Annotated in this window: 17 protein-coding genes, 2 tRNA genes, 3 rRNA genes and 7 pseudogenes; 10 read left to right on the top strand and 19 right to left on the bottom strand. The window is 60.8% G+C overall.

The genetic code is table 11. The features are described from left to right. Positions 1-102: 102 nt before the first annotated feature. The 8 genes and pseudogenes from rrf to AC07WT_RS27735 all read right to left on the bottom strand — a co-directional run. Positions 103-215 (bottom strand): 5S ribosomal RNA (gene rrf / locus AC07WT_RS27770). Positions 216-491: 276 nt separating this feature from the next. After that, positions 492-3372, bottom strand: a 23S ribosomal RNA gene (locus AC07WT_RS27765). Positions 3373-3706: 334 nt separating this feature from the next. Beyond that, positions 3707-3782, bottom strand: a tRNA-Ala gene (locus tag AC07WT_RS27760). A gap of 80 nt (positions 3783-3862) precedes the next feature. Beyond that, positions 3863-3939 (bottom strand) — tRNA-Ile (locus AC07WT_RS27755). A 78-nt stretch (positions 3940-4017) separates the two neighbouring features. Next, a 16S ribosomal RNA gene (locus tag AC07WT_RS27750) occupies positions 4018-5548 on the bottom strand. Together the 16S, 23S and 5S rRNA genes with 2 tRNA genes alongside form the textbook arrangement of a ribosomal RNA operon. Positions 5549-6096: 548 nt before the next feature. Beyond that, positions 6097-6666: a phosphonate degradation HD-domain oxygenase gene (locus AC07WT_RS27745; RefSeq protein ID WP_494949405.1), complete on the bottom strand. Its 570-nt coding sequence runs from the start codon at positions 6664-6666 to the stop codon at positions 6097-6099. A gap of 4 nt (positions 6667-6670) precedes the next feature. Beyond that, positions 6671-6868 (bottom strand): annotated as a pseudogene (locus AC07WT_RS27740) (aldehyde dehydrogenase family protein); the annotation flags it as partial. Further along, positions 6867-7097 (bottom strand): annotated as a pseudogene (locus AC07WT_RS27735) (FCD domain-containing protein); the annotation flags it as partial. The pseudogenes AC07WT_RS27740 and AC07WT_RS27735, both read right to left, overlap by 2 nt. On the opposite strand from AC07WT_RS27735, the pseudogene AC07WT_RS27730 reads away from it, so the two are divergent. Beyond that, positions 7094-7393: pseudogene (locus AC07WT_RS27730) on the top strand (2-aminoethylphosphonate--pyruvate transaminase); the annotation flags it as partial. The pseudogenes AC07WT_RS27735 and AC07WT_RS27730 overlap by 4 nt on opposite strands. 37 nt (positions 7394-7430) lie before the next feature. Here the strand turns inward: AC07WT_RS27730 and AC07WT_RS27725 are convergent. Then, positions 7431-8186, bottom strand: a complete 756-nt coding sequence (locus tag AC07WT_RS27725) for a DeoR/GlpR family DNA-binding transcription regulator (protein WP_492593162.1) — start codon at positions 8184-8186, stop codon at positions 7431-7433. A gap of 172 nt (positions 8187-8358) precedes the next feature. Between AC07WT_RS27725 and AC07WT_RS27720 the strand changes: the two genes are divergently transcribed. Together AC07WT_RS27720 and AC07WT_RS27715 are read left to right on the top strand one after the other, a co-directional pair. Continuing rightward, positions 8359-9918 (top strand): ABC1 kinase family protein, encoded by a 1560-nt coding sequence (locus AC07WT_RS27720; RefSeq protein WP_494949404.1) that lies wholly within the window; start codon positions 8359-8361, stop codon positions 9916-9918. 113 nt (positions 9919-10031) lie between these two features. Next, positions 10032-10787, top strand: a complete 756-nt coding sequence (locus tag AC07WT_RS27715) for a DMT family transporter (protein ID WP_494949403.1) — start codon at positions 10032-10034, stop codon at positions 10785-10787. Here the strand turns inward: AC07WT_RS27715 and AC07WT_RS27710 are convergent. After that, a pseudogene (locus tag AC07WT_RS27710) lies at positions 10754-11347 on the bottom strand (L,D-transpeptidase); the annotation flags it as partial. The gene AC07WT_RS27715 and the pseudogene AC07WT_RS27710 overlap by 34 nt on opposite strands. 441 nt (positions 11348-11788) lie before the next feature. On the opposite strand from AC07WT_RS27710, the pseudogene AC07WT_RS27705 reads away from it, so the two are divergent. Next, positions 11789-12231 (top strand): annotated as a pseudogene (locus tag AC07WT_RS27705) (adenine nucleotide alpha hydrolase family protein); the annotation flags it as partial. 168 nt (positions 12232-12399) lie between these two features. Here AC07WT_RS27705 and AC07WT_RS27700 read toward each other — a convergent pair. From AC07WT_RS27700 to AC07WT_RS27680, 5 genes and pseudogenes are all read right to left on the bottom strand, one after another. Then, on the bottom strand, positions 12400-12666 hold the full coding sequence (locus AC07WT_RS27700; RefSeq protein ID WP_492593166.1) for an RNA-binding protein: 267 nt from the start codon (positions 12664-12666) through the stop codon (positions 12400-12402). 5 nt (positions 12667-12671) lie between these two features. After that, complete coding sequence (locus AC07WT_RS27695; RefSeq protein ID WP_494949402.1) at positions 12672-12839, bottom strand: hypothetical protein; 168 nt, start codon at positions 12837-12839, stop codon at positions 12672-12674. Between the two features lie 184 nt (positions 12840-13023). Further along, positions 13024-13323: pseudogene (locus AC07WT_RS27690) on the bottom strand (hypothetical protein); the annotation flags it as partial. Positions 13324-13417: 94 nt separating this feature from the next. Beyond that, positions 13418-15085 (bottom strand): S10 family peptidase, encoded by a 1668-nt coding sequence (locus tag AC07WT_RS27685; protein ID WP_494949401.1) that lies wholly within the window; start codon positions 15083-15085, stop codon positions 13418-13420. A 76-nt stretch (positions 15086-15161) separates the two neighbouring features. Beyond that, entirely contained in the window at positions 15162-16715 is a 1554-nt protein-coding gene (locus AC07WT_RS27680) for a S53 family peptidase (RefSeq protein WP_494949400.1), read from the bottom strand. A 317-nt stretch (positions 16716-17032) separates the two neighbouring features. Between AC07WT_RS27680 and AC07WT_RS27675 the strand changes: the two genes are divergently transcribed. Continuing rightward, positions 17033-17542 (top strand): DUF1993 domain-containing protein, encoded by a 510-nt coding sequence (locus AC07WT_RS27675; RefSeq protein ID WP_494949399.1) that lies wholly within the window; start codon positions 17033-17035, stop codon positions 17540-17542. 69 nt (positions 17543-17611) lie between these two features. Here AC07WT_RS27675 and AC07WT_RS27670 read toward each other — a convergent pair whose 3' ends face one another. After that, on the bottom strand, positions 17612-17932 hold the full coding sequence (locus AC07WT_RS27670) for a YnfA family protein (RefSeq protein WP_492593170.1): 321 nt from the start codon (positions 17930-17932) through the stop codon (positions 17612-17614). A gap of 156 nt (positions 17933-18088) precedes the next feature. Between AC07WT_RS27670 and AC07WT_RS27665 the strand changes: the two genes are divergently transcribed. After that, positions 18089-18262 (top strand): DUF1289 domain-containing protein, encoded by a 174-nt coding sequence (locus AC07WT_RS27665; RefSeq protein WP_492593259.1) that lies wholly within the window; start codon positions 18089-18091, stop codon positions 18260-18262. 13 nt (positions 18263-18275) lie between these two features. On the opposite strand, the gene AC07WT_RS27660 is transcribed toward AC07WT_RS27665, so the two are convergent. Next, a complete protein-coding gene (locus AC07WT_RS27660) occupies positions 18276-18905 on the bottom strand; it encodes a LysE family translocator (RefSeq protein WP_494949398.1) in 630 nt (209 codons plus the stop codon). A gap of 155 nt (positions 18906-19060) precedes the next feature. Here AC07WT_RS27660 and AC07WT_RS27655 point away from each other — a divergent pair, with 155 nt between their 5' ends. Together AC07WT_RS27655 and AC07WT_RS27650 are read left to right on the top strand one after the other, a co-directional pair. Next, complete coding sequence (locus tag AC07WT_RS27655; RefSeq protein ID WP_492593172.1) at positions 19061-19528, top strand: Lrp/AsnC family transcriptional regulator; 468 nt, start codon at positions 19061-19063, stop codon at positions 19526-19528. Positions 19529-19603: 75 nt separating this feature from the next. Continuing rightward, complete coding sequence (locus tag AC07WT_RS27650) at positions 19604-19837, top strand: hypothetical protein (protein WP_494949397.1); 234 nt, start codon at positions 19604-19606, stop codon at positions 19835-19837. Between the two features lie 189 nt (positions 19838-20026). Here the strand turns inward: AC07WT_RS27650 and AC07WT_RS27645 are convergent. Further along, a pseudogene (locus tag AC07WT_RS27645) lies at positions 20027-20229 on the bottom strand (dihydroxyacetone kinase subunit DhaK); the annotation flags it as partial. Positions 20230-21156: 927 nt separating this feature from the next. Between AC07WT_RS27645 and AC07WT_RS27640 the strand changes: the two are divergent. Beyond that, positions 21157-21852 (top strand): glycine zipper 2TM domain-containing protein, encoded by a 696-nt coding sequence (locus AC07WT_RS27640; RefSeq protein WP_494949396.1) that lies wholly within the window; start codon positions 21157-21159, stop codon positions 21850-21852. A 283-nt stretch (positions 21853-22135) separates the two neighbouring features. Next, complete coding sequence (locus tag AC07WT_RS27635; protein WP_494949395.1) at positions 22136-22417, top strand: hypothetical protein; 282 nt, start codon at positions 22136-22138, stop codon at positions 22415-22417. 140 nt (positions 22418-22557) lie between these two features. Here AC07WT_RS27635 and AC07WT_RS27630 read toward each other — a convergent pair whose 3' ends face one another. Continuing rightward, positions 22558-23769, bottom strand: coding sequence for an MFS transporter (locus AC07WT_RS27630; RefSeq protein ID WP_494949394.1), 1212 nt, complete (start codon positions 23767-23769; stop codon positions 22558-22560). Positions 23770-23877: the final 108 nt, after the last annotated feature.

The raw sequence follows: 23877 nt of genomic DNA, 5'->3' as shown, positions 1-23877 counted from the left end.
CGAGGAAGGAAAAATCGGGCGTGTTTTCAACCGCGATGGTTTCCGGAGCCGTAAACGCAGAAACCCCACCGTTCCGGGTGGGGTTTCTGGTGCTGCTGGGGAGCCTGACGATGACCTACTTTCACACGGGAATCCGCACTATCATCGGCGTGGAGTCGTTTCACGGTCCTGTTCGGGATGGGAAGGGGTGGGACCGACTCGCTATGGTCATCAGGCATGACTTGTTGCCGTATTGCGGGGTTTGGGGCCCTGGGCAATACCGCCAATCGGGAAGAAGTAGTGTCTGGTGAGGCTCACCAGCGGGAGTTGTGTTGTTCGAGGCACAACATCGATCTCAACCTGTGTGTTCTGCTACCCCATCTGGGGTTCACACGCATCCCCTTCGGGGATCGGACCAGAGTAAGGGCTTTGCATGGGCCCGGAGTAAGTGCTAAAGCACTAACTCCGGCCGACAGCTAAAGCGCTAACTCTGGTCGAGACACACCTGTTATAGGATCAAGCCTTACGGGCAATTAGTATCAGTTAGCTTAACGCATTACTGCGCTTGCACACCTGACCTATCAACGTCCTGGTCTTGAACGACCCTTCAAGGGGCTCGAAGCCCCGGGGATATCTCATCTTAAGGCGAGTTTCCCGCTTAGATGCTTTCAGCGGTTATCTCTTCCGAACATAGCTACCCGGCGATGCCACTGGCGTGACAACCGGTACACCAGAGGTTCGTCCACTCCGGTCCTCTCGTACTAGGAGCAGCCCCCTTCAAATATCCAGCGCCCACGGCAGATAGGGACCAAACTGTCTCACGACGTTTTAAACCCAGCTCACGTACCTCTTTAAATGGCGAACAGCCATACCCTTGGGACCGGCTACAGCCCCAGGATGAGATGAGCCGACATCGAGGTGCCAAACACCGCCGTCGATATGAACTCTTGGGCGGTATCAGCCTGTTATCCCCAGAGTACCTTTTATCCGTTGAGCGATGGCCCTTCCATACAGAACCACCGGATCACTATGACCTGCTTTCGCACCTGCTCGACTTGTCGGTCTCGCAGTTAAGCACGCTTATGCCATTGCACTATCAGCACGATTTCCGACCGTACCTAGCGTACCTTCGTACTCCTCCGTTACACTTTGGGAGGAGACCGCCCCAGTCAAACTGCCTACCATGCACTGTCCCCAGTCCGGATCACGGACCAAGGTTAGAACCTCAAACAGACCAGGGTGGTATTTCAAGGACGGCTCCACGCAAACTGGCGTTCACGCTTCATAGCCTCCCACCTATCCTACACAGATCGGTTCAAAGTCCAATGCAAAGCTACAGTAAAGGTTCATGGGGTCTTTCCGTCTAGCCGCGGGGAGATTGCATCATCACAAACACTTCAACTTCGCTGAGTCTCGGGAGGAGACAGTGTGGCCATCGTTACGCCATTCGTGCAGGTCGGAACTTACCCGACAAGGAATTTCGCTACCTTAGGACCGTTATAGTTACGGCCGCCGTTTACCGGGACTTCAATCAAGAGCTTGCACCCCATCATTTAATCTTCCGGCACCGGGCAGGCGTCACACCCTATACGTCCACTTTCGTGTTTGCAGAGTGCTGTGTTTTTATTAAACAGTCGCAGCCACCAGTTTATTGCAACCCCTTCACCCTTCTGGCGCAGGCCAGTCAAGCTACAGGGGCGTACCTTATCCCGAAGTTACGGTACCAATTTGCCGAGTTCCTTCTCCCGAGTTCTCTCAAGCGCCTTAGAATACTCATCTCGCCCACCTGTGTCGGTTTGCGGTACGGTCTTGTTAAACTGAAGCTTAGAGGCTTTTCTTGGAACCACTTCCAGTTGCTTCTTCACCGAAGTGAATGGCCTCGCACCCTTGAATTCCGCGCCCGGATTTGCCTAAGCGCCTTCTCCAATGCAAGGACCGGGACTTCCAACACCCGGACAACCTTCCGCGATCCGTCCCCCCATCGCATTTAACAATGGTGCAGGAATATTAACCTGCTTCCCATCAGCTACGCATTTCTGCCTCGCCTTAGGGGCCGACTCACCCTACGCCGATGAACGTTGCGTAGGAAACCTTGGGCTTACGGCGAGGGGGCCTTTCACCCCCTTTATCGCTACTCATGTCAGCATTCGCACTTCCGATACCTCCAGCACACTTTCCAGTGCACCTTCGCAGGCTTACGGAACGCTCTCCTACCATGCACATTACTGTGCATCCGCAGCTTCGGTATATGGCTTAGCCCCGTTACATCTTCCGCGCAGGACGACTCGATCAGTGAGCTATTACGCTTTCTTTAAAGGATGGCTGCTTCTAAGCCAACCTCCTGACTGTTTTAGCCTTCCCACTTCGTTTCCCACTTAGCCATATTTCGGGACCTTAGCTGGCGGTCTGGGTTGTTTCCCTCTTGACACCGGACGTTAGCACCCGATGTCTGTCTCCCGTGATTGCACTCTTCGGTATTCGGAGTTTGCTATGGCGTAGTAATCCGCAATGGACCCCACAACCATGACAGTGCTCTACCCCCGAAGGTGATACACGAGGCACTACCTAAATAGTTTTCGGAGAGAACCAGCTATTTCCAGGTTTGTTTAGCCTTTCACCCCTATCCACAGCTCATCCCCTAACTTTTCAACGTTAGTGGGTTCGGACCTCCAGTACGTGTTACCGCACCTTCATCCTGGCCATGGATAGATCACCTGGTTTCGGGTCTACACCCAGCGACTGAACGCCCTGTTCGGACTCGCTTTCGCTACGCCTGCCCTAATCGGTTAAGCTTGCCACTGAATGTAAGTCGCTGACCCATTATACAAAAGGTACGCCGTCACCCTCTTTCAAAGGCTCCGACTGTTTGTATGCATGCGGTTTCAGGATCTGTTTCACTCCCCTCCCGGGGTTCTTTTCGCCTTTCCCTCACGGTACTGGTTCACTATCGGTCGATCACGAGTATTTAGCCTTGGAGGATGGTCCCCCCATCTTCAGACAGGATTTCACGTGTCCCGCCCTACTTGTCGTACACCCAGTTCTTCCTCGCTGTTTTCGTCTACAGGGCTATCACCTGCTATGGCCGCACTTTCCAGAGCGTTCGACTAACAGCAAAGATAAAGAGTACAGGCTGGTCCCATTTCGCTCGCCACTACTCTGGGAATCTCGGTTGATTTCTTTTCCTGCGGTTACTTAGATGTTTCAGTTCACCGCGTTCGCTTCTCATGGCCTATGTATTCAGCCATGGATACCTCAAAAGAGGTGGGTTTCCCCATTCGGACATCTTCGGATCAAAGCTCGTTTGCCAGCTCCCCGAAGCTTTTCGCAGGCTACCGCGTCCTTCATCGCCTGTGATCGCCAAGGCATCCACCACATGCACTTGTTCGCTTGACCCTATAACGGGTGTGTCTCACACCTCACCCACTGGGGATGAAGCGTTGCTCACAATCGCTACAGGTTGAGTATTCGTGTTGCGCCGTATTCCAAAAGCGATCTTTCGATCTCTCTTTTCATACATTGATACAATCACAACCCTGATTCACCTACTCACACACCCATCTCCAGGTATGCTTTCGTGAATCTCTTTACTACTTCTTCCTGATTGTTAAAGAACGACAGCCGATATCGCAGTTGCTATAACCGCGTATCACTCTGACTGGCTCAATCGCCAATGCATAAAGCTCGGTTAATCCCGGAAACCCGGAACCGAACGCTAGGCATTGAAGATTGGTGGAGGATGACGGGATCGAACCGACGACCCCCTGCTTGCAAAGCAGGTGCTCTCCCAGCTGAGCTAATCCCCCAGTCATACACAGATAATCACTACCTGTATCTGATACCTCAGAGGTCTTCGGTTGGTTAGCTGCAGCCACCGCAGAAACAGTGGTGGGTCTGGATGGATTCGAACCATCGACCCCCGCCTTATCAAGACGGTGCTCTAACCGACTGAGCTACAGACCCCTGAGTCTGTCTGCGTATCTGTCTTAATTTCACAGCCGATAAGCGTGAGCGCTCAACGCGTTGACACGTTAGCTCGAGAAAGGAGGTGATCCAGCCGCACCTTCCGATACGGCTACCTTGTTACGACTTCACCCCAGTCATGAATCCTACCGTGGTGACCGTCCTCCTTGCGGTTAGACTAGCCACTTCTGGTAAAACCCACTCCCATGGTGTGACGGGCGGTGTGTACAAGACCCGGGAACGTATTCACCGCGGCATGCTGATCCGCGATTACTAGCGATTCCAGCTTCACGCACTCGAGTTGCAGAGTGCGATCCGGACTACGATCGGTTTTCTGGGATTGGCTCCACCTCGCGGCTTGGCAACCCTCTGTTCCGACCATTGTATGACGTGTGAAGCCCTACCCATAAGGGCCATGAGGACTTGACGTCATCCCCACCTTCCTCCGGTTTGTCACCGGCAGTCTCCCTAGAGTGCTCTTGCGTAGCAACTAGGGACAAGGGTTGCGCTCGTTGCGGGACTTAACCCAACATCTCACGACACGAGCTGACGACAGCCATGCAGCACCTGTGTTATGGCTCCCTTTCGGGCACCCCCACCTCTCGGCAGGGTTCCATACATGTCAAGGGTAGGTAAGGTTTTTCGCGTTGCATCGAATTAATCCACATCATCCACCGCTTGTGCGGGTCCCCGTCAATTCCTTTGAGTTTTAATCTTGCGACCGTACTCCCCAGGCGGTCAACTTCACGCGTTAGCTACGTTACCAAGTCAATGAAGACCCGACAACTAGTTGACATCGTTTAGGGCGTGGACTACCAGGGTATCTAATCCTGTTTGCTCCCCACGCTTTCGTGCATGAGCGTCAGTATTGGCCCAGGGGGCTGCCTTCGCCATCGGTATTCCTCCACATCTCTACGCATTTCACTGCTACACGTGGAATTCTACCCCCCTCTGCCATACTCTAGCCCGCCAGTCACCAATGCAGTTCCCAGGTTAAGCCCGGGGATTTCACATCGGTCTTAGCGAACCGCCTGCGCACGCTTTACGCCCAGTAATTCCGATTAACGCTTGCACCCTACGTATTACCGCGGCTGCTGGCACGTAGTTAGCCGGTGCTTATTCTTCCGGTACCGTCATCCCCCCGCCGTATTAGGGCCGAGGCTTTCTTTCCGGACAAAAGTGCTTTACAACCCGAAGGCCTTCTTCACACACGCGGCATTGCTGGATCAGGCTTGCGCCCATTGTCCAAAATTCCCCACTGCTGCCTCCCGTAGGAGTCTGGGCCGTGTCTCAGTCCCAGTGTGGCTGGTCGTCCTCTCAGACCAGCTACAGATCGTCGCCTTGGTAGGCCTTTACCCCACCAACTAGCTAATCTGCCATCGGCCGCCCCTGTAGCGGGAGGTCCGAAGATCCCCCCCTTTCCTCCGTAGAGCGTATGCGGTATTAATCCGGCTTTCGCCGGGCTATCCCCCACTACAGGACACGTTCCGATGTATTACTCACCCGTTCGCCACTCGCCACCAGGATTGCTCCCGTGCTGCCGTTCGACTTGCATGTGTAAGGCATGCCGCCAGCGTTCAATCTGAGCCAGGATCAAACTCTTCAGTTCAAACCTGTTACTGTTTTTCGGTCTCTTTCGAGACCGGTCGCTCACTCAACGTACTGACGATGATTACGCCTGTCTCTCAACAGGCAAACCTTCCTCTAATACTGTGTGAGACTTGATACTTTCGCTTGTCCCGGCAGACCCCGAAGGACCCACCGGCGCGTCGCGCATCAAGCGCCCACACTTATCGGCTGTTAATTTTTAAAGATCGATTCCGCAGTCACTACCGAACCCGCACCGCGTTGCACACCACACCGCAACCACCCGGCACCGCTTCGTTCTGCGTCGCTGCATCAGCAGCAGAGAAACGAGATTATGAAGAACTTTCGCTACGCCGTCAACAGGTTTTTCCAGCTTTTCCAACCTGCCCGCCTCGCTGAAAGCCTTGCCACTGCTGGCTCTCCCGCCTCCCGCGCCCCGTTGTCCGAAGCACGAAAGAGCGAGATTCTAGCGAGCCGGGCGAAGGCTTGCAAGCGTTATTTTGATGCGCATGAATAGCACCAGAAATGGCGCGAAGATGGCACAACAAGAACTGACGAAAACACCCTCACTCAAACAACTGCGGCAGTCGCATGCCTTTGCATCACTCGCTCGACTACATCCAGATAGTGATCGAGATCGGGCGTCACACGGTTCTGTTCTTTTGCGCGGTCGTCCCATTTGCGAAGACGTAACGCGTCTTCGGCGTAGGGCTTCTTCAGGAACATCGCAGCGTCTTCCTCGCTGAAGATGCCGCCTTGCAACTCCAGGCTCCGCACCGAGTCGGCCGATAGCAGGCCGACATAGGCGTTATCGATCGCGCATAGGCAGCGCTTGGCGTCGACGTGCAGTCGAATCGGCTCCAGCACCGCATCCGACAACACCGGCCGCAAGAACGGCAGCGCAAAATACTGATGCAGATCGTCGATACCGCGCTCGGTCGGTGATTCGCCTTGCAGATTCAGCAGATGTCCGAGGTCGTGCAAAAAGGCGGCGGCGACCAGTTCGTCGTCGGCGCCCTCTTCTTCCGCCAATGCGCCGCTTTGCAATGCGTGTTCGAGTTGCGTCACCGGCTCGCCGCTATAAGCGAGATTGCCGTACTGCTCGAATAACGATCGGATGTCGCTCAGACTCAATGCCACCTCATTACTCCCACGGTAGTGAAAAGGTCTTCAGGTTGGTGAAGCTCTTCATCGCTTCCTGAACGCCTTCTTTATAGCCAAGCCCGGAATCCTTGATGCCGGCGAACGGCGTCAATTCGATCCGGTATCCCGGCACTTCCCGTACGTTGACCGTCCCCACGCGCAGCTCATTGATGAAGCGCGTGATCGCGTTCTGCCGGTTTCACGTTGCCCGCCGCCGCGACGATCGCGTCGTGAAACGCCACATTCGCGCGCGCGTAGGCGCCGTGATCCCGCGCATCGAGCGCGGCGCGCATGGCGTCGAGCCACTCGCGCAAGCCCGCGAGCTTTCGCGCGTCGATACTCGAAGCCAGCATCCGGCACGCCGCTGCTTCGAGCACCGCGCGCACCGCATAAATCTCGTCCGCTTCCGCCAGCGACACCGCCCGCACGCAATTGCGCAACCCTGATCGACGAAATGAAGGCGCTCGGTTTCGAGCCATTCCTGAGGCCGGAAGTGCAGGCGCCGGTGATCGTCACGCTCCACGCGCCGCGCGACCCCGCGTGGAATTTCGCCGAGTTCTACGCCGCGGTGCGCGAGGCCGGTTACGTGCTGTATCGGGGCAAGCTGACGCAAGTGGAAACATTTCGGGTCGGCTGCATCGGCGCAATCGACGCGAACGAAATGCACAACGCGGTGGCCGCGATCGGCCGTACGCTGGAGCGGCTTGGCATCCGCGTGAAGTAGCGGGATAACCGCTCAGGAAAACGAGCGGAACACACGCTCAGGCGATCAGGATTTCCGGCCCATGCGCCGCGATCGCCTTGCCGAGCGCCTTTTCGGGCGCGAGTTCAGTCACGAGATAACGCGCCGACTCGATACCGTTGATACGCACCGGCGTCACCCGCCCGAACTTCGAATGATCGGCGACGATGACCACCGTGTCGGCCGCGGCGATCATCCGGCTGCGCACTTCGGCGGCCATCCGGCTGTAGTCGGTCAGGTAGCCGTCCGGCGAGATGCCGCCCGCGCCGATGAACGCGAAGTCCGCGTGGTACTGCGTCAGTTGATGGACCGTGTCGAGGCCGAAAGTGGCGTCTTCGATATCCGACAGTTCGCCGCCGAGCAGCGTCACGCGGTTGTCGTTGCGGCGGCCGAGCAGCAGCGCAATGCGCCAGTCGTTCGTATAAACCGACAACCAATGCCGGTCGAGCAACGCCCGCGCCACCGCTTGCGTGGTGCTGCCCGAATCGACGATGAGCGATGCGCCGTCCGGCACGAACTCGGCCGCGCGTTCGCCGATCGCCCGCTTGGCGCCGGCGTTGGCGGCTTCGCGCGTATCGAGATCGGGCTCGCGCCGGTCGCTCGACAGCGCGCCGCCGTGGGTCGTAACCAGCAGGCCGCGCCCGGCCAGCGCGTTCAGATCGCGGCGGATCGTTTCGCGCGACACATTCAGTTCGCGCACCAGTTCAGCTACCGAGAGCGCGCCGTTTTTGGCAACTTGCGCGAGGATGTATTGGTGACGTTGTTCTGCGAGCATCGATTGAGAGCCGGGAGCCGGCACGCTGGGGTTTCGCCACGGTTGGAGAAGGCCGGCGTATTGTATTACGGTGTTACGCGTGGCGCGGGGATGCGCCTGCTGGCGCGCATCCCTGCTAACCTGAACGCCCTGGCCGCGCGTCGACGCCGCGCGGCCGCCTATAGAACCGCCAATGCCGCCACTGCTTCGCCGCTTACTGCTGTTGTTCCATGCGCTGCGTTACGGCGCGCGCCTGATCTGGCTTGCCGCCCCGCCCGATCACAAACTGCACTGGGTGATCGAACTGGTCAGCCGCGTGCATGCCTCCGGGCGCGGACGCGAAAGCCTGCATGGCCTGCTGCCGGCGCTCGGGCCACTGGCGAGCGGCTTCGCGCAGACGCTGGCCGAACGTCCGGAACTGGCGAGCGGCACCTTGCACGAGGCCATCGACGCGATCGATCACCTCGAAGCCCCGCTTCCACCGGAAGAGTCAAAGGAGGCCCTGACGCGCGCATTTGGCCGGCCGCTAACTACGATCTTCACCGCGGTCGATCTGGTGCCGGTGCGCGGCGGCTTTGCCGAACAAACTCATTTTGCGCGGCTCGCCGTGGCGATCAACGGTCATCGCGAGGTGGCCATCAAACTGGTGCGCGCCGACCAGTTGCAACAGATCGGCGACGAACTCGCGCTGTTGCGCTGGGTCGCGCGCTGGCTGGAAAAGTTCTCCGGCACCGCACGCCGGCTGCAACTGCGCGCGCTGGCCCAGGCGTTTACCGACGACATCCTGCGTCGTTTCGACCTGCGCGCCGAGGCCGCCAATCTGAGCCAGACCGGCCATCATTTCGACGGCGACTCGCGCATCGTCGTGCCGAACGTGATCTGGGACCTGTGCACCAATCAAACGCTGACGATGCAGCGCATCAGCACCCTGCCGGCCAGCGATCTGCCCGGCCTGCATGCGCACCACATCAAACTTGCGCCGCTCGCCGCGCATATCGTCGAGGTGGTGACCGAACAGGCGTTCGAGCATGGCTTCTTTCACGCGACCCTCGATGCGCGCCGGGTACGCGTGAGCGTTGAACCGGACTCGCTGGGGCGCCTCGTGCTCGCCGAATTTTCGATCATGTCGAGTCTATCGACCGGGGAGCGCGAGTTTTTCGTGCATGGCGCGACCGCTCTGTTCGACCAGGACTACGGCCGGCTTGCCGAACTGCATCGCGATGCCGGGCACGTGCCGTATGACACGCGCGCCGAGATGCTCGAAGCGGAACTGCGCATCCGCGCCGAGGCGCATTTTGCGGCCGTTCCCGAAGACCGCTCGGCGGGCTCGCTGTTTCATCATCTGCTGCACGCGGTGCAACCGTTCGGCGGTGCCGTATCCGGGCGTCTCGCCACCGCGCAGCGTTCGTTCCAGCAGGCGGAAATGCTGGCGCGTGCGCTGCATCCGGGCGTCGATACGTGGAACATCACGCGCGGTGTGCTGGCCGGCATCGCGCGGCGCGACCTCGATCATCGCGGCTGGATCAAGCGCATTTCGCGCGAGCTGCCGCATCTCGCGCAGATGTTGCCGCGCGTGCCGCAGCTCGCCGTTCGATACCTGCAACACGAGCATGATCGCGCCCGTACGCCGCGGCAGAACGCGCAACTGATCGAGGATATCGGCCGCGAATATCGGCGCACGCGCGTGTTGTTGTGGGCGTGCGCGCTGTGCGGCGGGGTGCTCGGCGCAGGCACCGTGCTGCTGATGTGGTGACCCCGCGGCGACAGCTGACGTGAGCTGACGCAGGCGATTGCAGCGTCGAACAAGACGCGCCTTGCACGCCCCGGCAAGATGGCGGGCTTTCAGCTTCCCACCATCGACGCTCGATGCTCGCTACCTTTACCGCCGCCGTCTTCGTCGTGTCGTGGTCGACCGGATTCGTGGTCGCCCGGGCGATTACGCCATATGCCGATCCCAATCTGTTTCTGCTCGCGCGCTTTGGCGGCACTGCGCTGCTGTTCACGCTGGCCGCGTTGCTCGCCCGCACCGCGTGGCCGACCGGCCGCAATCTCGGCAGGCATCTGGTGGCGGGCGCGCTGCTGCAAGGCGTGTATCTCGGCGCCGGCTACTGGGCGGTCGCGCAGGGCCTGAGCGCCGGTGTGATGGCCTTGCTCGGGGCGCTACAACCGCTGGCGACGGCCGCCGTCGCCGCGCCGCTGTTCGGCGAACGGCTCTCGCGGCGCGGCTGGGCAGGGATGGCGCTCGGCCTCGCGGGGGTAGCGCTGGTCCTCGAGCCGAAACTGGCCGCAGTCACGCTGCCGACGCCGGCACCGCACGGCAATGCGCCGCCGTGGCTGGTGGTGCTCGTCTCGATCCTCGCGGTCGGCGCAATTACCGCGGGCACGCTGTTTCAGAAGACTTCGCTCGCGAAGGCCGACATTCGCAGCGCAAGCGCGGTGCAGAATCTCGGCGCGGCGCTCGTGGCGGCGATTTTCGCGCTGGCGCTCGGCGAGCATCGCTGGATTGCTTCGCCGACACTGTGGATGTCGCTGGCGTGGGGCATCGTGATGCTGTCCGGCATCAGCGTCACCTTGCTGGTGTGGATGGTAAGGCGAAAGATCCGCATGTCGCGCTTGCCATAGCCGCGGATGCGGTTCTCGTTCATCGTGCCTTCGGAGCGGAAATCCATGTTGGCGGGGGTATGTTCGAACACGCCGGGCGGCGTGATGAAGTGATCGTATTCGCCCGGCCGGCCGGTTCCGACAGGCGAGGCGCCGATCATCTGCCAGGTATCGGACGGCGCCGCGCGAAAATAGACGAACAGCGCCTGCACGTTGGCGTTGCGATCGACCAGCACCACAAACTCGCCCGACAGATTGCCCAGAAGTCTCTCACTGAGCGCCGTTTGCAGACGGTAGGCGTAGGCGCGCTGCTCTGCGGCCGGCACTTTCAGCCGCCGGGTTACCTCTCGCGCGAACACGTCCCGAAACTGCAACGCGCGACGCGGGTCGATCACACCGGCCGCGTCGGGCGCGACAATGTCGGACGCGTCGACCATGGGCGCCGGACGGCTCGCCGGCCCAGGGGCTGCGATCGCGAAATTGCACGACAAGATGCAGAAGACGGCGCTCACGGCGCGCGTCAGATAGCGTGTCGAATAAGCTGCGCGCGACGAACGCGGCGCCAAGGGTGAACACGGCATACGAACCGCTTCGCGCCGACGATCTGCCGAAGCGAAAGTCATACGGTCCGGAACAGGCTGGCCAGGCCGATTAGGGTAGTTCATCGCGTATTTGAGCAAACCTGCTTATCTTATTATTGACTGCCCGCCGAATGACTGCCCGCCGGCTCATGCGTCGCCCGGATCGGCGACGATGTTACTAAGCGCCTTGCGATCTGTCGATAAAGAATCGGCCAATTTACCAATATCGCCATAATATCCGGCCATATTTTAAAATTCGCAAACCGATTTAATTCCGCTAACAAACCGTATTTAAAGCCAATATGGGCAATAAATCCGATACTGATGTGTCGCAGCGGGCCGGCTGAACCGGCTCGTTTGTTAGTCCGCCGCTTGCGCACTTCGCGTGCAAGCACTCATCGTTTGACTTTGGCACAACCATGCATGGAGAAAGCGGAAATCATGGCGCAACAGGACCCAACCGCACGCCAGGCGTGCATCGTCGCGGAAATGCACGTCGGCGCCGGGTTCGACGCCGCCGAGGAAATCAAACGCCGCGTCGCCTTTCTGGCGAACCTGCGTGGCAACGGCCTGAAAACTTAGGTGCTCGGGATTAGCGGCGGTGTCGACTCCACGACGGCCGGTCGGGTCGGCTCGCACAACTCGCGATAGAACGGTTACGCGCCGAACCTTACGACGCCCCCTTCGTCGCAGTACGCCTGCCCTGCGGCATTCAAAAGGACGAGACCGACGCGCAGCAGGCATTGCAGTTCATTCGCGCGGACGAAAATCTCACCATCGACATCAAACCGGCCGCCGACGCAATGCTCGCCGCGCTGCACGCGAGCGGCGTGCTATTCACCGACCACTCGCAGCAGGATTTCGTCCACGGCAACATCAAGGCGTCGCGCGCGAGACGATTTTGCGTTTTTATGACGTGACGCAGCACAAGCGAGCGTTGCCGTACACGCCGTTCGATTGGCCGGTGCAGGCAAGCGGGATGTAGAGAAAGAAGGTGACAAACCGGATGCGCGTTCACGCGTACCTGGTTCGAGCGGGACGGTTGTGGTTAATCAGTGCGCGGCTGGCGGTTCGTCGCTGAACAGATCGGCGCTCGCTTCGAGCGCCAGACCGCCCAAATGCTTGCCGTGAATCTGCCGCGCGATCACCTCGCCCACATAGGGCACTTGCGCGCCCAGTTCGACGGTGGCGTACGCGCCGGGTTTGCCGGCGTCCACCACTTCGACGTTTTTCGCGTAATGGCCAAGTTCACGCTTAAGGAATTCGCGCACTTCCTGTTCGCTGCACGATTCCGCGATGTTGCGCACAATCAGGTTCATGCCGGCTACCCTCGGCTCGCGCGATGGTCCGCACCGCGGCCGGCGGTATGCGCGGGCACCGGTCGCAGCGCGCCACGCTGCCTGGCCTGAGCGGCGGCAAGCTGACGGATAAATGCTGCTCCGGCGGCGCCTAATGTGACCAGCGCGACCAACGACAGATAGAAGGCAATCATTTAAATCTCCCCTTCGAATTTCGTCCTGTTTTCAGGATAGCCACAATCGACAGCAAAAGCGATGCGGCACGTTGTCATAAAAACGGCTTAAAACATCCGTTAATGCACTGTACCTGAATAAGCGCGGGCAAAAATCCAAAGCACAAATGCTCGACGAGAACGGCGAAAACGACAGCGCGCAGTCTCATGGCGCGCTGTCGCGTTCGGCGCCGGTAGCGACATCGAGGCGGCTCACGTCGCAAGACGTTTGACTGAAGCCCGAATAAACCACGGACCAATTGCCGGCAATCGCGGCTTGCGCTTCCGCGAGACTCAGTTTGCCTTCGCAGACGCAGCGTTTGAGCATGACCGCCGCACGCGCCTTGCGGCGCTCGCCCTGGTGGCCTGCCCAGGGCAGGAGATCGAGATTGGCGGGCGCGTCCGGCGAGCCGCCGAGGACGATCGGCACACGCCTGTCGAGCGCGAAGGCCAAACCTTCGTCGGCAGCGGCGCGGTCTTGCCGTGGTGAATGCACTGGGCAAGACCGCGCCCGCCCGCCGGAAACAGTGGCGCCACCGCCGCGCGCCACTCACCGGCAGTCAGGGCTGCGCCTGCTTCGCCACGCGAGCCTGCAAAGCGCGGATGCGGCCTAGCGCCTGGGTATTGGACACGGTCGCGTCATACATTTTCGCGAGGTCTGCTTTGAACGCGGTCCGCGACCCGCCGTCGAGATAAACCATGTGCCCCGACGGATAAAAGCGCGCCGACAGGTTTTGCCGGACCTGCTGACTGACAAGCGGCATCTGCTGCAGGTCGAGCACAGTCTGATAGAACGGCGTGACGTAATCGAAAAAACCGTTCGCCGACAGCACTTTCAGATCGGGATTGAGCGCCATCACCGCGGCGAGGTCGCCGGCGGTGTACAGAATCACGTTGCCCTTATCGTCCAGCCCCTTCTGCGCGCCGGTCGGGTCGATGTGGCCGAAGTCCCAATACTGGAACGCCTGGTCGTTGAGGTCGGTGAACGCCGAATTCGACGTGTATTTCAACTGCTCGTTCAGGTACACGTTCCACATGGTCGTATAGACGCCGGAGACCGCCGTCATGGTCGGATCGTTGCCGCCGGAGTTCGGGTCGATCTTGCCGGCGATGCCAGTGTCGATCGCCGTCACCCGCCCGTCATACGCACCGAGCGCCAGACCTTGCGCCTTCAGCAGCGTGGTCAAAAACAGCGAATTGCCGCGGCTGTCATACGACGCGATATCGAGGCTCCAAGCGAGCAAGGTGGTTTTGTCGATGCCGGTGTATTCGCTGAGTTTTTCGACCGTTGCCGAATCGGTAGTCGGGAACTTGCGCAGCGCCGCCAGATAATCGGTGCGCGCGAACTGCGCCACTTCTTCGGCAAACGCGCCGAGATCGGTCGGGCGCGGGGCGATGCCGAGTTTCTTGTGATACCACGCGTCGGCGGCGGAGGTGGGCAAGGTGCCGACCGGATTGCCGGACTGCGTGTAATCGAGAATCGACGATTGCAGCGTGATGCCGTTCAGATCGACGCCGTCTTCATGCAGCCGGTACGCCAGCACGCAACTGCGCGCCGTCCCGTACGACTCGCCGAACAGATACTTCGGCGAATTCCAACGGTTGTTCTTTGTCAGAAACCGCTTGATGAACTGCTTGATCGAGTTCGCGTCCTGGTCGACGCCCCAGAAGTCGCGGTTCTTCTTCGGCGCGATGGCCGCCGAGTAGCCGGTGCCGACCGGGTTGATGAACACGAGATCGCTCTTGTCGAGCAGGCTGTCCGGGTTGTCCTCCATCGAGTACGGCGCGGGTGGCGTAAAGCTCGGCATCGAGGTCTTGATGCGGCGCGGTGCGAACGAGCCAAGCAGCACGAACACCGAAGACGAACCCGGCCCGCCGTTATAGAAAAACGTCAGCGGCCGGGTCTCCTCCTTCTGGTTGTCCTGCGTGAAGGCGACGTAGAACATCCTGGCCTCGGGCTGCGAACTGCCTGGATCGACGATCACGAGGTGACCGGCAGTCGCCGTGTAGTTGATTTTGTGTCCGCCGATCGTGACCGAATGGTGCGTGATCGCGGCGGTTTCAGCGGTTTCGGTGACGGAATCGTCTGGCCCGTTACCGTAGGCGACCGGATCGAAAAATGGCTGGTCGCCGGCGTGATGCGGCGCGCTCGCTGCCGCCGGCGTGGGTGACGCGTGAGAATTGTGTGGCGACTGCGGACTAACGGAAGCTGACTCGGTATTCGTCATGATCGCTCCATGGATTCGTTAACGTCTTGTGTAGTCTGTGTGGTCTTGCGTGTCGTGTCGTTCGTGTGTCATCAGACTATAGTGCCGCCGCCACCTTCTGGCCATTGGGACTGCCGAGTCCCGTGCACGCGTCCCAGCCGACCGACGCGGCAAAACTGCCGTTGTTGCCTTGCGTGATGTCGTTGCAGACGCCCGCAGTGCTGTACAGCTTCGGGTTGATGAAACCGGCCGGCTGCCCTTTTGCCGCATTGATGCGCGCAATCAGCGCGGCCCATAGCGGCGCGACCGCACTGGTGCCGCCCACCACCGTTTGCGTGCCGTCGATCAATACACTGTAGCCGGTGACAGGTGAGGCGTCGCCTGACACGTCCGGCACGCCGCGCCCGCCAAGCGGCGTCTTGCTGCCGCCAGTATCCGTCGACGACAAACCTTCTTGCCACACCGGCACCGGAAACGCCTGACTCACGCCACCGCCGCTCGCGCCGCCTGCGCCGTCGTTCCACACCACTTCGCTCGAAACCGACGTGCCCGACGCAGTCACGCTCGTACCGCCGCACGCCAGCACATAAGGGCTCGACGCCGGAAAGTCGACGTGATCGCCACCCAGACCGTCGCTCGAACCGCTGTCGCCCGACGCGGCGCACACGGTCACACCGAGGGTCGCCGCGGCCTGCAGCACGCTGTTGAAGGCCTGCAGCGACTGGCTGGTCCAATTCGACTCCGGCCCGCCCCAACTGATCGAGATCACCGAGGGCTTATTGGTCGTGTCGTGCACCGCGCGGCTCACCGCGTCGATGAATCCGGCGTCGCTGTTCTGCGTGAAATACACCGCGATCGTCGCGCCCGGTGCAATCGCGCCGACGATTTCGATGTCGAGCGTGACTTCGCCGTCCGGGCCACTCGGGTCGCCGGTCGGCTGGTTGCTGCCCTGATCGACGCCGACCGGCTTCACCGTCGGCGAGTGGACGCCGAGACTCGCGAAATAGGTTTTGAGGTCGGAGTTCACGTAGCCGCCGCCGAGTTCGATGATGCCGACGCACTGCCCGCTGCCGTCGCCTTGCGGAAAATGGTAGAGCGACGCGAGTTGCGGCGGCGTGAAGGAAGCCTGCGGCGCCCGGGCCGGTTGGAACGGCGGCCGGATACGAAAATGCGGCCGCGCCTGTGGCCGGTTGTCGAGCCCCAGCACGGCCTCGACCACGCCGTGCAGATCGTCCGGCACGCTGATCGTGCCGGTGCGGCCGCGGAACTGGCCGGCCGAATGATGCTCGTAATGCTGCAACTGCACAGCGAACGCGGTCTGGAACTGCGCGATCGTGCCGCTCAGCTGCACCGAGCGCGCCGCCGGGTCCTCGCGCACCACCGTCAGGCCATGCTCGGCCGCAAAGGCTTTCACTTTGGCGATGTCCTCCGGCGCCGCGCCGTAGTCCTTTGCAAACTCCTCGCGCGACAGCGGCTTGACGCTCGGGTCGCCCGACTCGATCTTGCTCATCAACGCATCGAACTGGGCCTGCTGCTTACGGCGCAGCATCACGAAGACCTCGATCCGTTCAGCGGGATCGCATTGCCCTACGACTTTCGAACCCTGCTCTACCGTTCGCTCGCTTCCCGGCAGCGGATGCTTATTGGCCATGATATCGACTCTCCTTCCTGTTAGCGTGACGGCGCGGACCACAAGACAAACCCGGGCATGGTGCACGCCGGCACAAACTCCCCGCCTCGAACCGGCGGCGGGTTGCTGTTTCAAGAACTGCGTCAAGCCGTCCGACAAATGCATTCGACCACAGTTCCGACATGCGCGGCAGTTGTCCAAATGGTCCAAATGGCTAACGCCGTGCTCCGTCAATGTGCGTCGCGCACCGCTCGCGCTATGATGCTGCAGCGGCAATCCAGCCGTTACATTGCCTCGCGCGCCGTCTGCGCGCACGTTCGAAGAGTCAGAGGAACCCCATGTCCATTACGATGTATCAAGCATCAGTGCCCGTGCTGGTGCGCGGCCTGACCAACCTGCAAGCCATTCTCGGCAAAGCCCAGGCGCACGCTGCGGAGAAACAGATCGACCCATCCGTGTTCACGAACGCCCGGCTCGCTCCGGACATGCTGCCGCTGACACGCCAGGTCTATATCGTCAGCGACACGGCCAAGGGTTGCGCCGCGCGTCTCGCCGGCGTCGAAGCGCCGAAGTACGAAGACGTCGAACAGACCTTCGACGAACTGCATGCCCGCCTTCAAAAGACGATTGATTATCTGAAGGAATTCAATGCGGGGCAGATCGACGGATCGGAACAGCGGAGCATCACGCTGAAAATGCGCACTGGCCCGATCGAGTTCACGGGGTTGTCGTATCTGCTGGGTTTCGTGCTGCCGAACTTCTATTTTCACGTCACGACGGCTTACGACATCCTGCGTCACAACGGCGTCGAACTTGGCAAGCTCGACTATCTGGGCGGCATCAAGTAGGAAGCGGCTTGCGCGCCGTTGCGTGCGAAGCTGCATGAGAGTTGCATGAGCAGCATCGCATGCGCGCTGTCAAACGCGCGGCTGGAACGCGATGATCGCCATGCCGGCCAGCGTGAACGCGACGCCAGCCGCATCCCATAGCGTGGGGCGCACTTTGTCGACGCACCATAGCCACGCAATCGCCACTGCCACGTACACACCGCCGTACGCCGCGTAGATGCGGCCCGCGGCGGTGCCGTGCAGCGTCAGTAGCCAGGCGAACAATGCGAGACTGAGCGCGCCGGGCACCAGCAGCCACGCAGAGCCGCCCTCCTTCAGCCAGCGCCACGGCAAATAGCAACCGACGATTTCGGCAACGGCGGTCACGGCGTACAGCAGAAAAGTTTTCATCAAGAGAAAAGGAAGCAAGTGATTGTGTGGCCGCGTGCATATGCGGTTGCCTATGCGCTTGCGCGTCCATCTATCGGCTTTATTAACACAATCACTTTGCGCGTGGGCATGGTCCATGCGAGAGTCGCCGTCACCGTTTCCTATTCACCGCCTCTCATGAGCATCGAATCACCCTGTATCGACATCTGCAAGTTCGACGGCAAGACCGGATTCTGCATCGGCTGCTTGCGCACCCGCGACGAATGCAAAAGCTGGAAGAAGATGAAAGACAAGCATCGCCGCAAAATCATCGAGGATCGCTCGCGGCGCGAGCACAAGCTGAACAAGTGAGCCGTGCGCCGCCTCAGTCCAGCGAGAGGCGCAGCGCGAAGCCGATCAACGCCGCGGAGAAAGTCCAGCGCTGCAGCGTTTGCGCGAGCGGATGGGCACGCATCCAGCCGGCGATGCGCGCAGCGCCGATCGCATACATGACGTCGAAACATAAGCCGATGGCGAGCAGCACCAGACCCAGTTCGATCATCTGCAACCCCACCGGCCCGGCCTCCGGGCGTACGAACTGCGGCAACAGCACCGAACAGAACAGCAGCGCTTTCGGGTTCAGCAGATTGGTCAGCAAACCCTTGACGAAAGCGGTACGCAAAGGCCGCGATTCGGCGCTCGCCGCGCCGCCTTCAGACAACGCGAACACCGGCGAGCGAAAGATCTGGATGCCGACCCACGCAAGATAAACCGCGCCGCCGTAGCGCACCGCTTCGTACAGCCACGGCGCGCTGCGCAACAGGGCGGCCACACCGCATGCCGAGAGCGTGACGTGCGCCGCGCGCGCCAGCCCGAGGCCGCCGGCGGCAGCGAAGCCGCTGCGCACGCCGCGTCCAATACTGGTTTGCAGAACTAGCGCCATATCCGGTCCGGGCACCGCGTAGACCACGAACAGTGCCGCCATATAGACGATCAGAAGATGCGCGGAAATCATAGGAGCCTCGCGTTTTCAAGGGCTCTATGTTGCTATCGTCGACGGAGGGTTTGTTGGCGAATTACCGGGCAGGATACGTAATTTTTGGCGGAATGCGCTAATATTCCGCAATCAAATCATGTTTCCCGCTAACCGAACACAAGCGAAGATCAGCGATGACCACCGACCTCGATAAAACAGACCGCGCGATCCTCGCCGCGCTGCAAAACGACGGCCGCATGTCGAATGCGCGGCTAGCCGAAACGGTCGGCCTGAGCGAGACGCCGTGTGCGCGCCGCCTCAAGCGTCTGGAGAACGACGGCTATATCGATCAGTACCGCGCGATGCTCTCGCGTTCCGCGCTCGGCCTCGGGGTGGTGGCGTTCGTCTATGTCCGCTTTGCCGTGCACGATCGCGCCGTCGCCACCCGCTTCGAGCGCGAAGTGCAGGCGATTCCGCGGATTCTGACGTGCCACAACGTGTCGGGCAGCGCAGACTACATCCTGCAGGTCGTCGCGCGCGATCTCGACGATTACGGCACCTTCATGCGCGACGAAATGCGCAGTCTGCCGGGCGTGACCTCGGTGGAGTCGGCGTTGTCGTTGCGGGAAGTGAAAGCCAACGGCGGCTTGCCGCTGTCCTGAATGCCGGCGTGGCATAGTCACGCCTTCGATACGCCGCGAGCCGGCCAGACGAAACCAGACGAATACGGAGTTTTCATGGATCACGAACAGGCGCGAGCCGAAGAAACCGCAGCAATGGAGCGCGTGTTGACCGCCACCAAACGGGTGCAGGCGGCCTTCGCTTCGCTGCAATCGCAATTCCCGCCCGCCGGCAGCGGCCAGCCTTCGCAGTTCGCGCTGCAAACCTTCGACGCCGCGCTGCAAGAACTCGAAGACGCGCAAGCCACATTTGACGGCCTGCTCGGCGATCTGCTTGACGGTAACCGTTGAGTGGCATACCGGGCCGCTTCGCTGCATAACCGCTGCGCCACGCGCGGGCGGTTCGCGTTTCACATATCCAGCGAGGCGGCGCCGCGTTATTTGGACGTGCGTGCCGGACTTGACCGTTAGTTGCATCTCAATGGGGTAAAGTCAAAACTACCTCGCCTTCGCCGGCTAACCGCGAAGCGAAGGTATCCACATCCCATAACCGACAAAGTCCGAATGCAGCGGCTCATGTCCCGAACCGCCGCCGGAAATCAGCGCAACCTGCCGGGCTTCAGTTCCTTGCGGCGCACGAACACGGGTTCATTGTCGAGCACCACCAGGTCGCTGTGCGCGGCGGCGAATCCCGCCGGACTCTCAGCGAGAAAATCGTCCACATGGCCGATGAATTTTTTCACGGTCTCTCGCTCCTTCACTCCTCGGCCGAACGGAAACCCGCGGAAGAAATCTGGAATGAGCTGCGCCGGCGCGCGAATCACATCGCCGGATACGAACCGAAGTGGAATGCGTCTTTTCAATTCACATCGACAGACGGACAGCATTCCAGATTGATCAGGAATACGACATTAAAAGAGGATTTCGACGCCCCCGTCGATGGTCAACGCAGACAGTCCGATGACTGCCTGAGTCGGCCGGCGAGTTTCTGCTCGCTGTACTTCGGTAGCTAGAACGCGATCAACGCATCGACCAGGTGACGACGCGCGGATTACCGCGGCGGTGCGAACGCGTTTCCCGCGACGTTAGGCGCTCGAGGATTGGGGTTCATGTTCAGGCTCGTGCCATTTGCTCTCATGTTGCTGACGGACGGACCCGATTCCGTGCCGCCCCGACCGCCGATCGCCGTCGCGCCACGCACCGACCCTGCGCCTGGACTCGTGCCTGTTACGCCGTTTCCCAAGCCCGTTCCGGTTCCCACACCATTGGCGCCGTTCAACTGCGCGCCGCTCATATCAGCGGAGGTAGCGCTTCCTGACTGAGCGTAAGCCGCTCCTGACAAACCAATAAGCAAAGCCGACGCCAAAATACTGTGTATGACGATCTTCATAACTCACTCCGTAACACCATCGGATTTTTCGCCGGAAACACGCGCAGCATCGTCATGAATTTGTGCACTTCACGCGCACGAATGCAGCCCGTCAATAAGTAAGACGGCGGGCCGCCTGCTTTGTTCACGCATCGAATCGCGTTTCAAATGCGCGCCGCGTCGCCGGATTGCTTTCAGGCGTGTCGGCAGTCGTACAAATGCTTACAAAGCAGCGCGCCGGACGCGTACACCGCCTTCGCTGCTGCGGCGTTATTGCAGACACCTACCAGCGGAGTCCGCAATGAACACGAACCTCACCCCCAGCAACCCGCAGCGCAGCCGCATTCACCCTCTCGTCGCCGGCGCGGCGGCGGCCGTCATCCTCGCCAGCGCCACGGGCATCGCGGCAATGACCGGCATTCTGCCGACCTCGCACGCCGTCACGGCGCCCGCGGCTCCGGTCGCGGCGGTCGCTGCACCGGTTGCGAGCGCTCCGCTGGCCACGACTCAAACGAACCCCCAGCCGAACACTGTGCAACACACGGCTCAGGAAGCCGCTCCGGCCCGGCCGCGCGTGCATCACACGCACACCACGGCGGCGGCGGACGCTCCGCGGTACTCGAACAATGAGGGATACCAGACGCCGTCGGCGAAGCCGGTCGCCGACCCGTACGCGGGCGAAGTCGTCGCGATCAACACAGTCCAGTCGCCCGAGCCGACCACCGGCCTCGGCGCGGTAGGCGGCGCGGTCGCTGGCGGACTGATCGGCAATCAGATCGGCGGTGGACGCGGCAAAATTCTGGCGACCATTGCAGGGGCTGTCGGTGGCGGCGTGGCCGGTAACGGCATCGAACATGCGGTGCGCAAGCAGACGACCTATCAGGTCCAGGTGCGCATGCAGGACGGCAGCTACCGGAACTTCGACTATCAGACCCAACCGGCCGTGCAGGTTGGCGAGCGCGTCCACGTGTCCGGCGACACGTTGACGGCTTCGTGAGCGGCTGACTTCGTGAGCGGCTCAGTGAGTGGCTCAATAAACGGCTCAATAAACGACTCACTAAACGGCTCAATAAACGGCTCAATAAACGGCTCCACGAGCGGCTTATTGAGCGCGTTCGCGAGCTGGATTCGCCCGGCTTGACGGGCGGCGGGGCAAAGCGTTACCAGTGGTTACACAAGTGACAATAGTGGCGTACATGCCAGGCCCAAGCCGCCCTACAATCCAGTTCGCCAGTCACCGCCCGGCGCCCGCATGGAGCGAACCGGTCAGGAGAAATACGATGAAACGCCCCACTCTTTTACTCGCAGCAGGCCTCTGCGCTGCATGTGCTTCCAGTGCCGCTATGGCTCACGTGGATGTCGGTGTATTCCTTGGGGCGCCCGCACCTCTGTATGTGGAACAGCCTCCCGTCATCTATCAGGCGCCGCCTGTAGTCTACGCGCCGGCACCCGCCTATTACGGTTATGGATATGACCGCGAGTACCGCGACGACCGCCGCTGGCACGACAACGGCTGGCACCGCGGCTGGCATCATCGTCATCATGGAGATGACGATGATTGATCCGGGCTCCCCGCACTGACGTCGGGCACAGCACTATCCAACGCAATTCGCTGGCGCGTGACGCAATAACCTTGCACGGCGTGCGTTCGTGCGTTCCGCTTCGACTTTGCCAATACCGGCATGACTCGTAGCAAAACGGCCTAGCGCGCGAAACCTCGCCGCCACTTCGCACCAGCGGCCAACGCGCACAGCGTCAGCACGCAAAATACCGCGCCTGCATAGAAAGTCGCCATGGCGCCGAAGCGGTCCCACAGCCCGCCCGCGACGACGCTCGCCACGAGCGTCGCCAGCCCGCTCATCAGGTTGAAAAACCCGAATGCGGTGCCTTTCAGATCGGGCGGCGCGGTATGCGCAACCATCGTGGCGAGCAGCCCCTGCGTGAGTCCCATGTGCAATCCCCACAGCGCGACACCGAGTATCACCACCGGCCAGTGACTGCCGTGCGCAAGCACGATATCCGACGCAATCAGCACCACGAGGCCCATGGCCAATAGTCTGGTGTGGCTCATCGAATCGGCGAGTTTTCCGAACGGATACGCCGATACCGAATACACGAGATTCATCGCCACCATTACGAGCGGCACCAGCGCCACCGGCACGCCGCCCTGCATCGCGCGCAGCACGAGGAAGGCCTCGCTGAAGCGCGCGAGCGTGAAGACCGCGCCGATGAACACCACCCACCAGTACGAGCGGCTCAGCTTCTTCAGATTGTCGAGCTTCAGCGGATTGACGCGTTTCGCGTCCGCGTGACGCGCGGGTTCCTTGATGCCGAACACCAGCAGCGCGACGGCGATCAAGCCGGGAATCACGGCCACCCAGAACACGAGACGAAAATTGTCCGCCCACAGCAGCATCAGTGCGACAGCCAGCAACGGACCGAGAAACGCGCCGACCGTGTCGAGCGATTGCCGTAACCCGTATGCCGCGCCGCGCAGATGCGTCGGCGTGATATCCGCGACCAGCGCATCGCGCGGCGCGCCTCTCACCCCTTTGCCGATCCGGTCGGTGACGCGCGCAGCCAGAACGATCCCGGCCGTCGGCGCGAGTGCGAACAGCGGCTTGCTCAACGCGCCCAAGCCGTAGCCGATCACCGCGAGCCATTTCCGATTGCCCAGATAGTCGCTGAGCGCGCCGGAGAAAATCTTGACGATGGGCGAGGTCGCTTCCGCGACGCCTTCAATCAGGCCGACCATCACGGCGCTCGCACCGAGACTCGTCACGAGGAACATCGGCAGCAGGCTGTGAATGATCTCCGACGAGATGTCCATGAACAGGCTGACGAAGCCCAGCATCCAGATGCCGCGGGGAATCTGGCTGAGTGCGCCGGCGCGCGGCGTGGAATGGGTACGCATCTTTTCTCGACTCTGGGATGTCGGGTTCAACGGCCGCATGGTCGCCTGCCGCTGTAAAACCAGCATGAAGCGATGCCAATGATAGGCCAATGATGCATGCTTCATTGC

The organism is Paraburkholderia sp. GW821-FHT02A12 (assembly GCF_059422005.1).
Note: the sequence above shows the minus strand (reverse complement) of the source record. Positions and strands in the feature narration are given on the sequence as shown.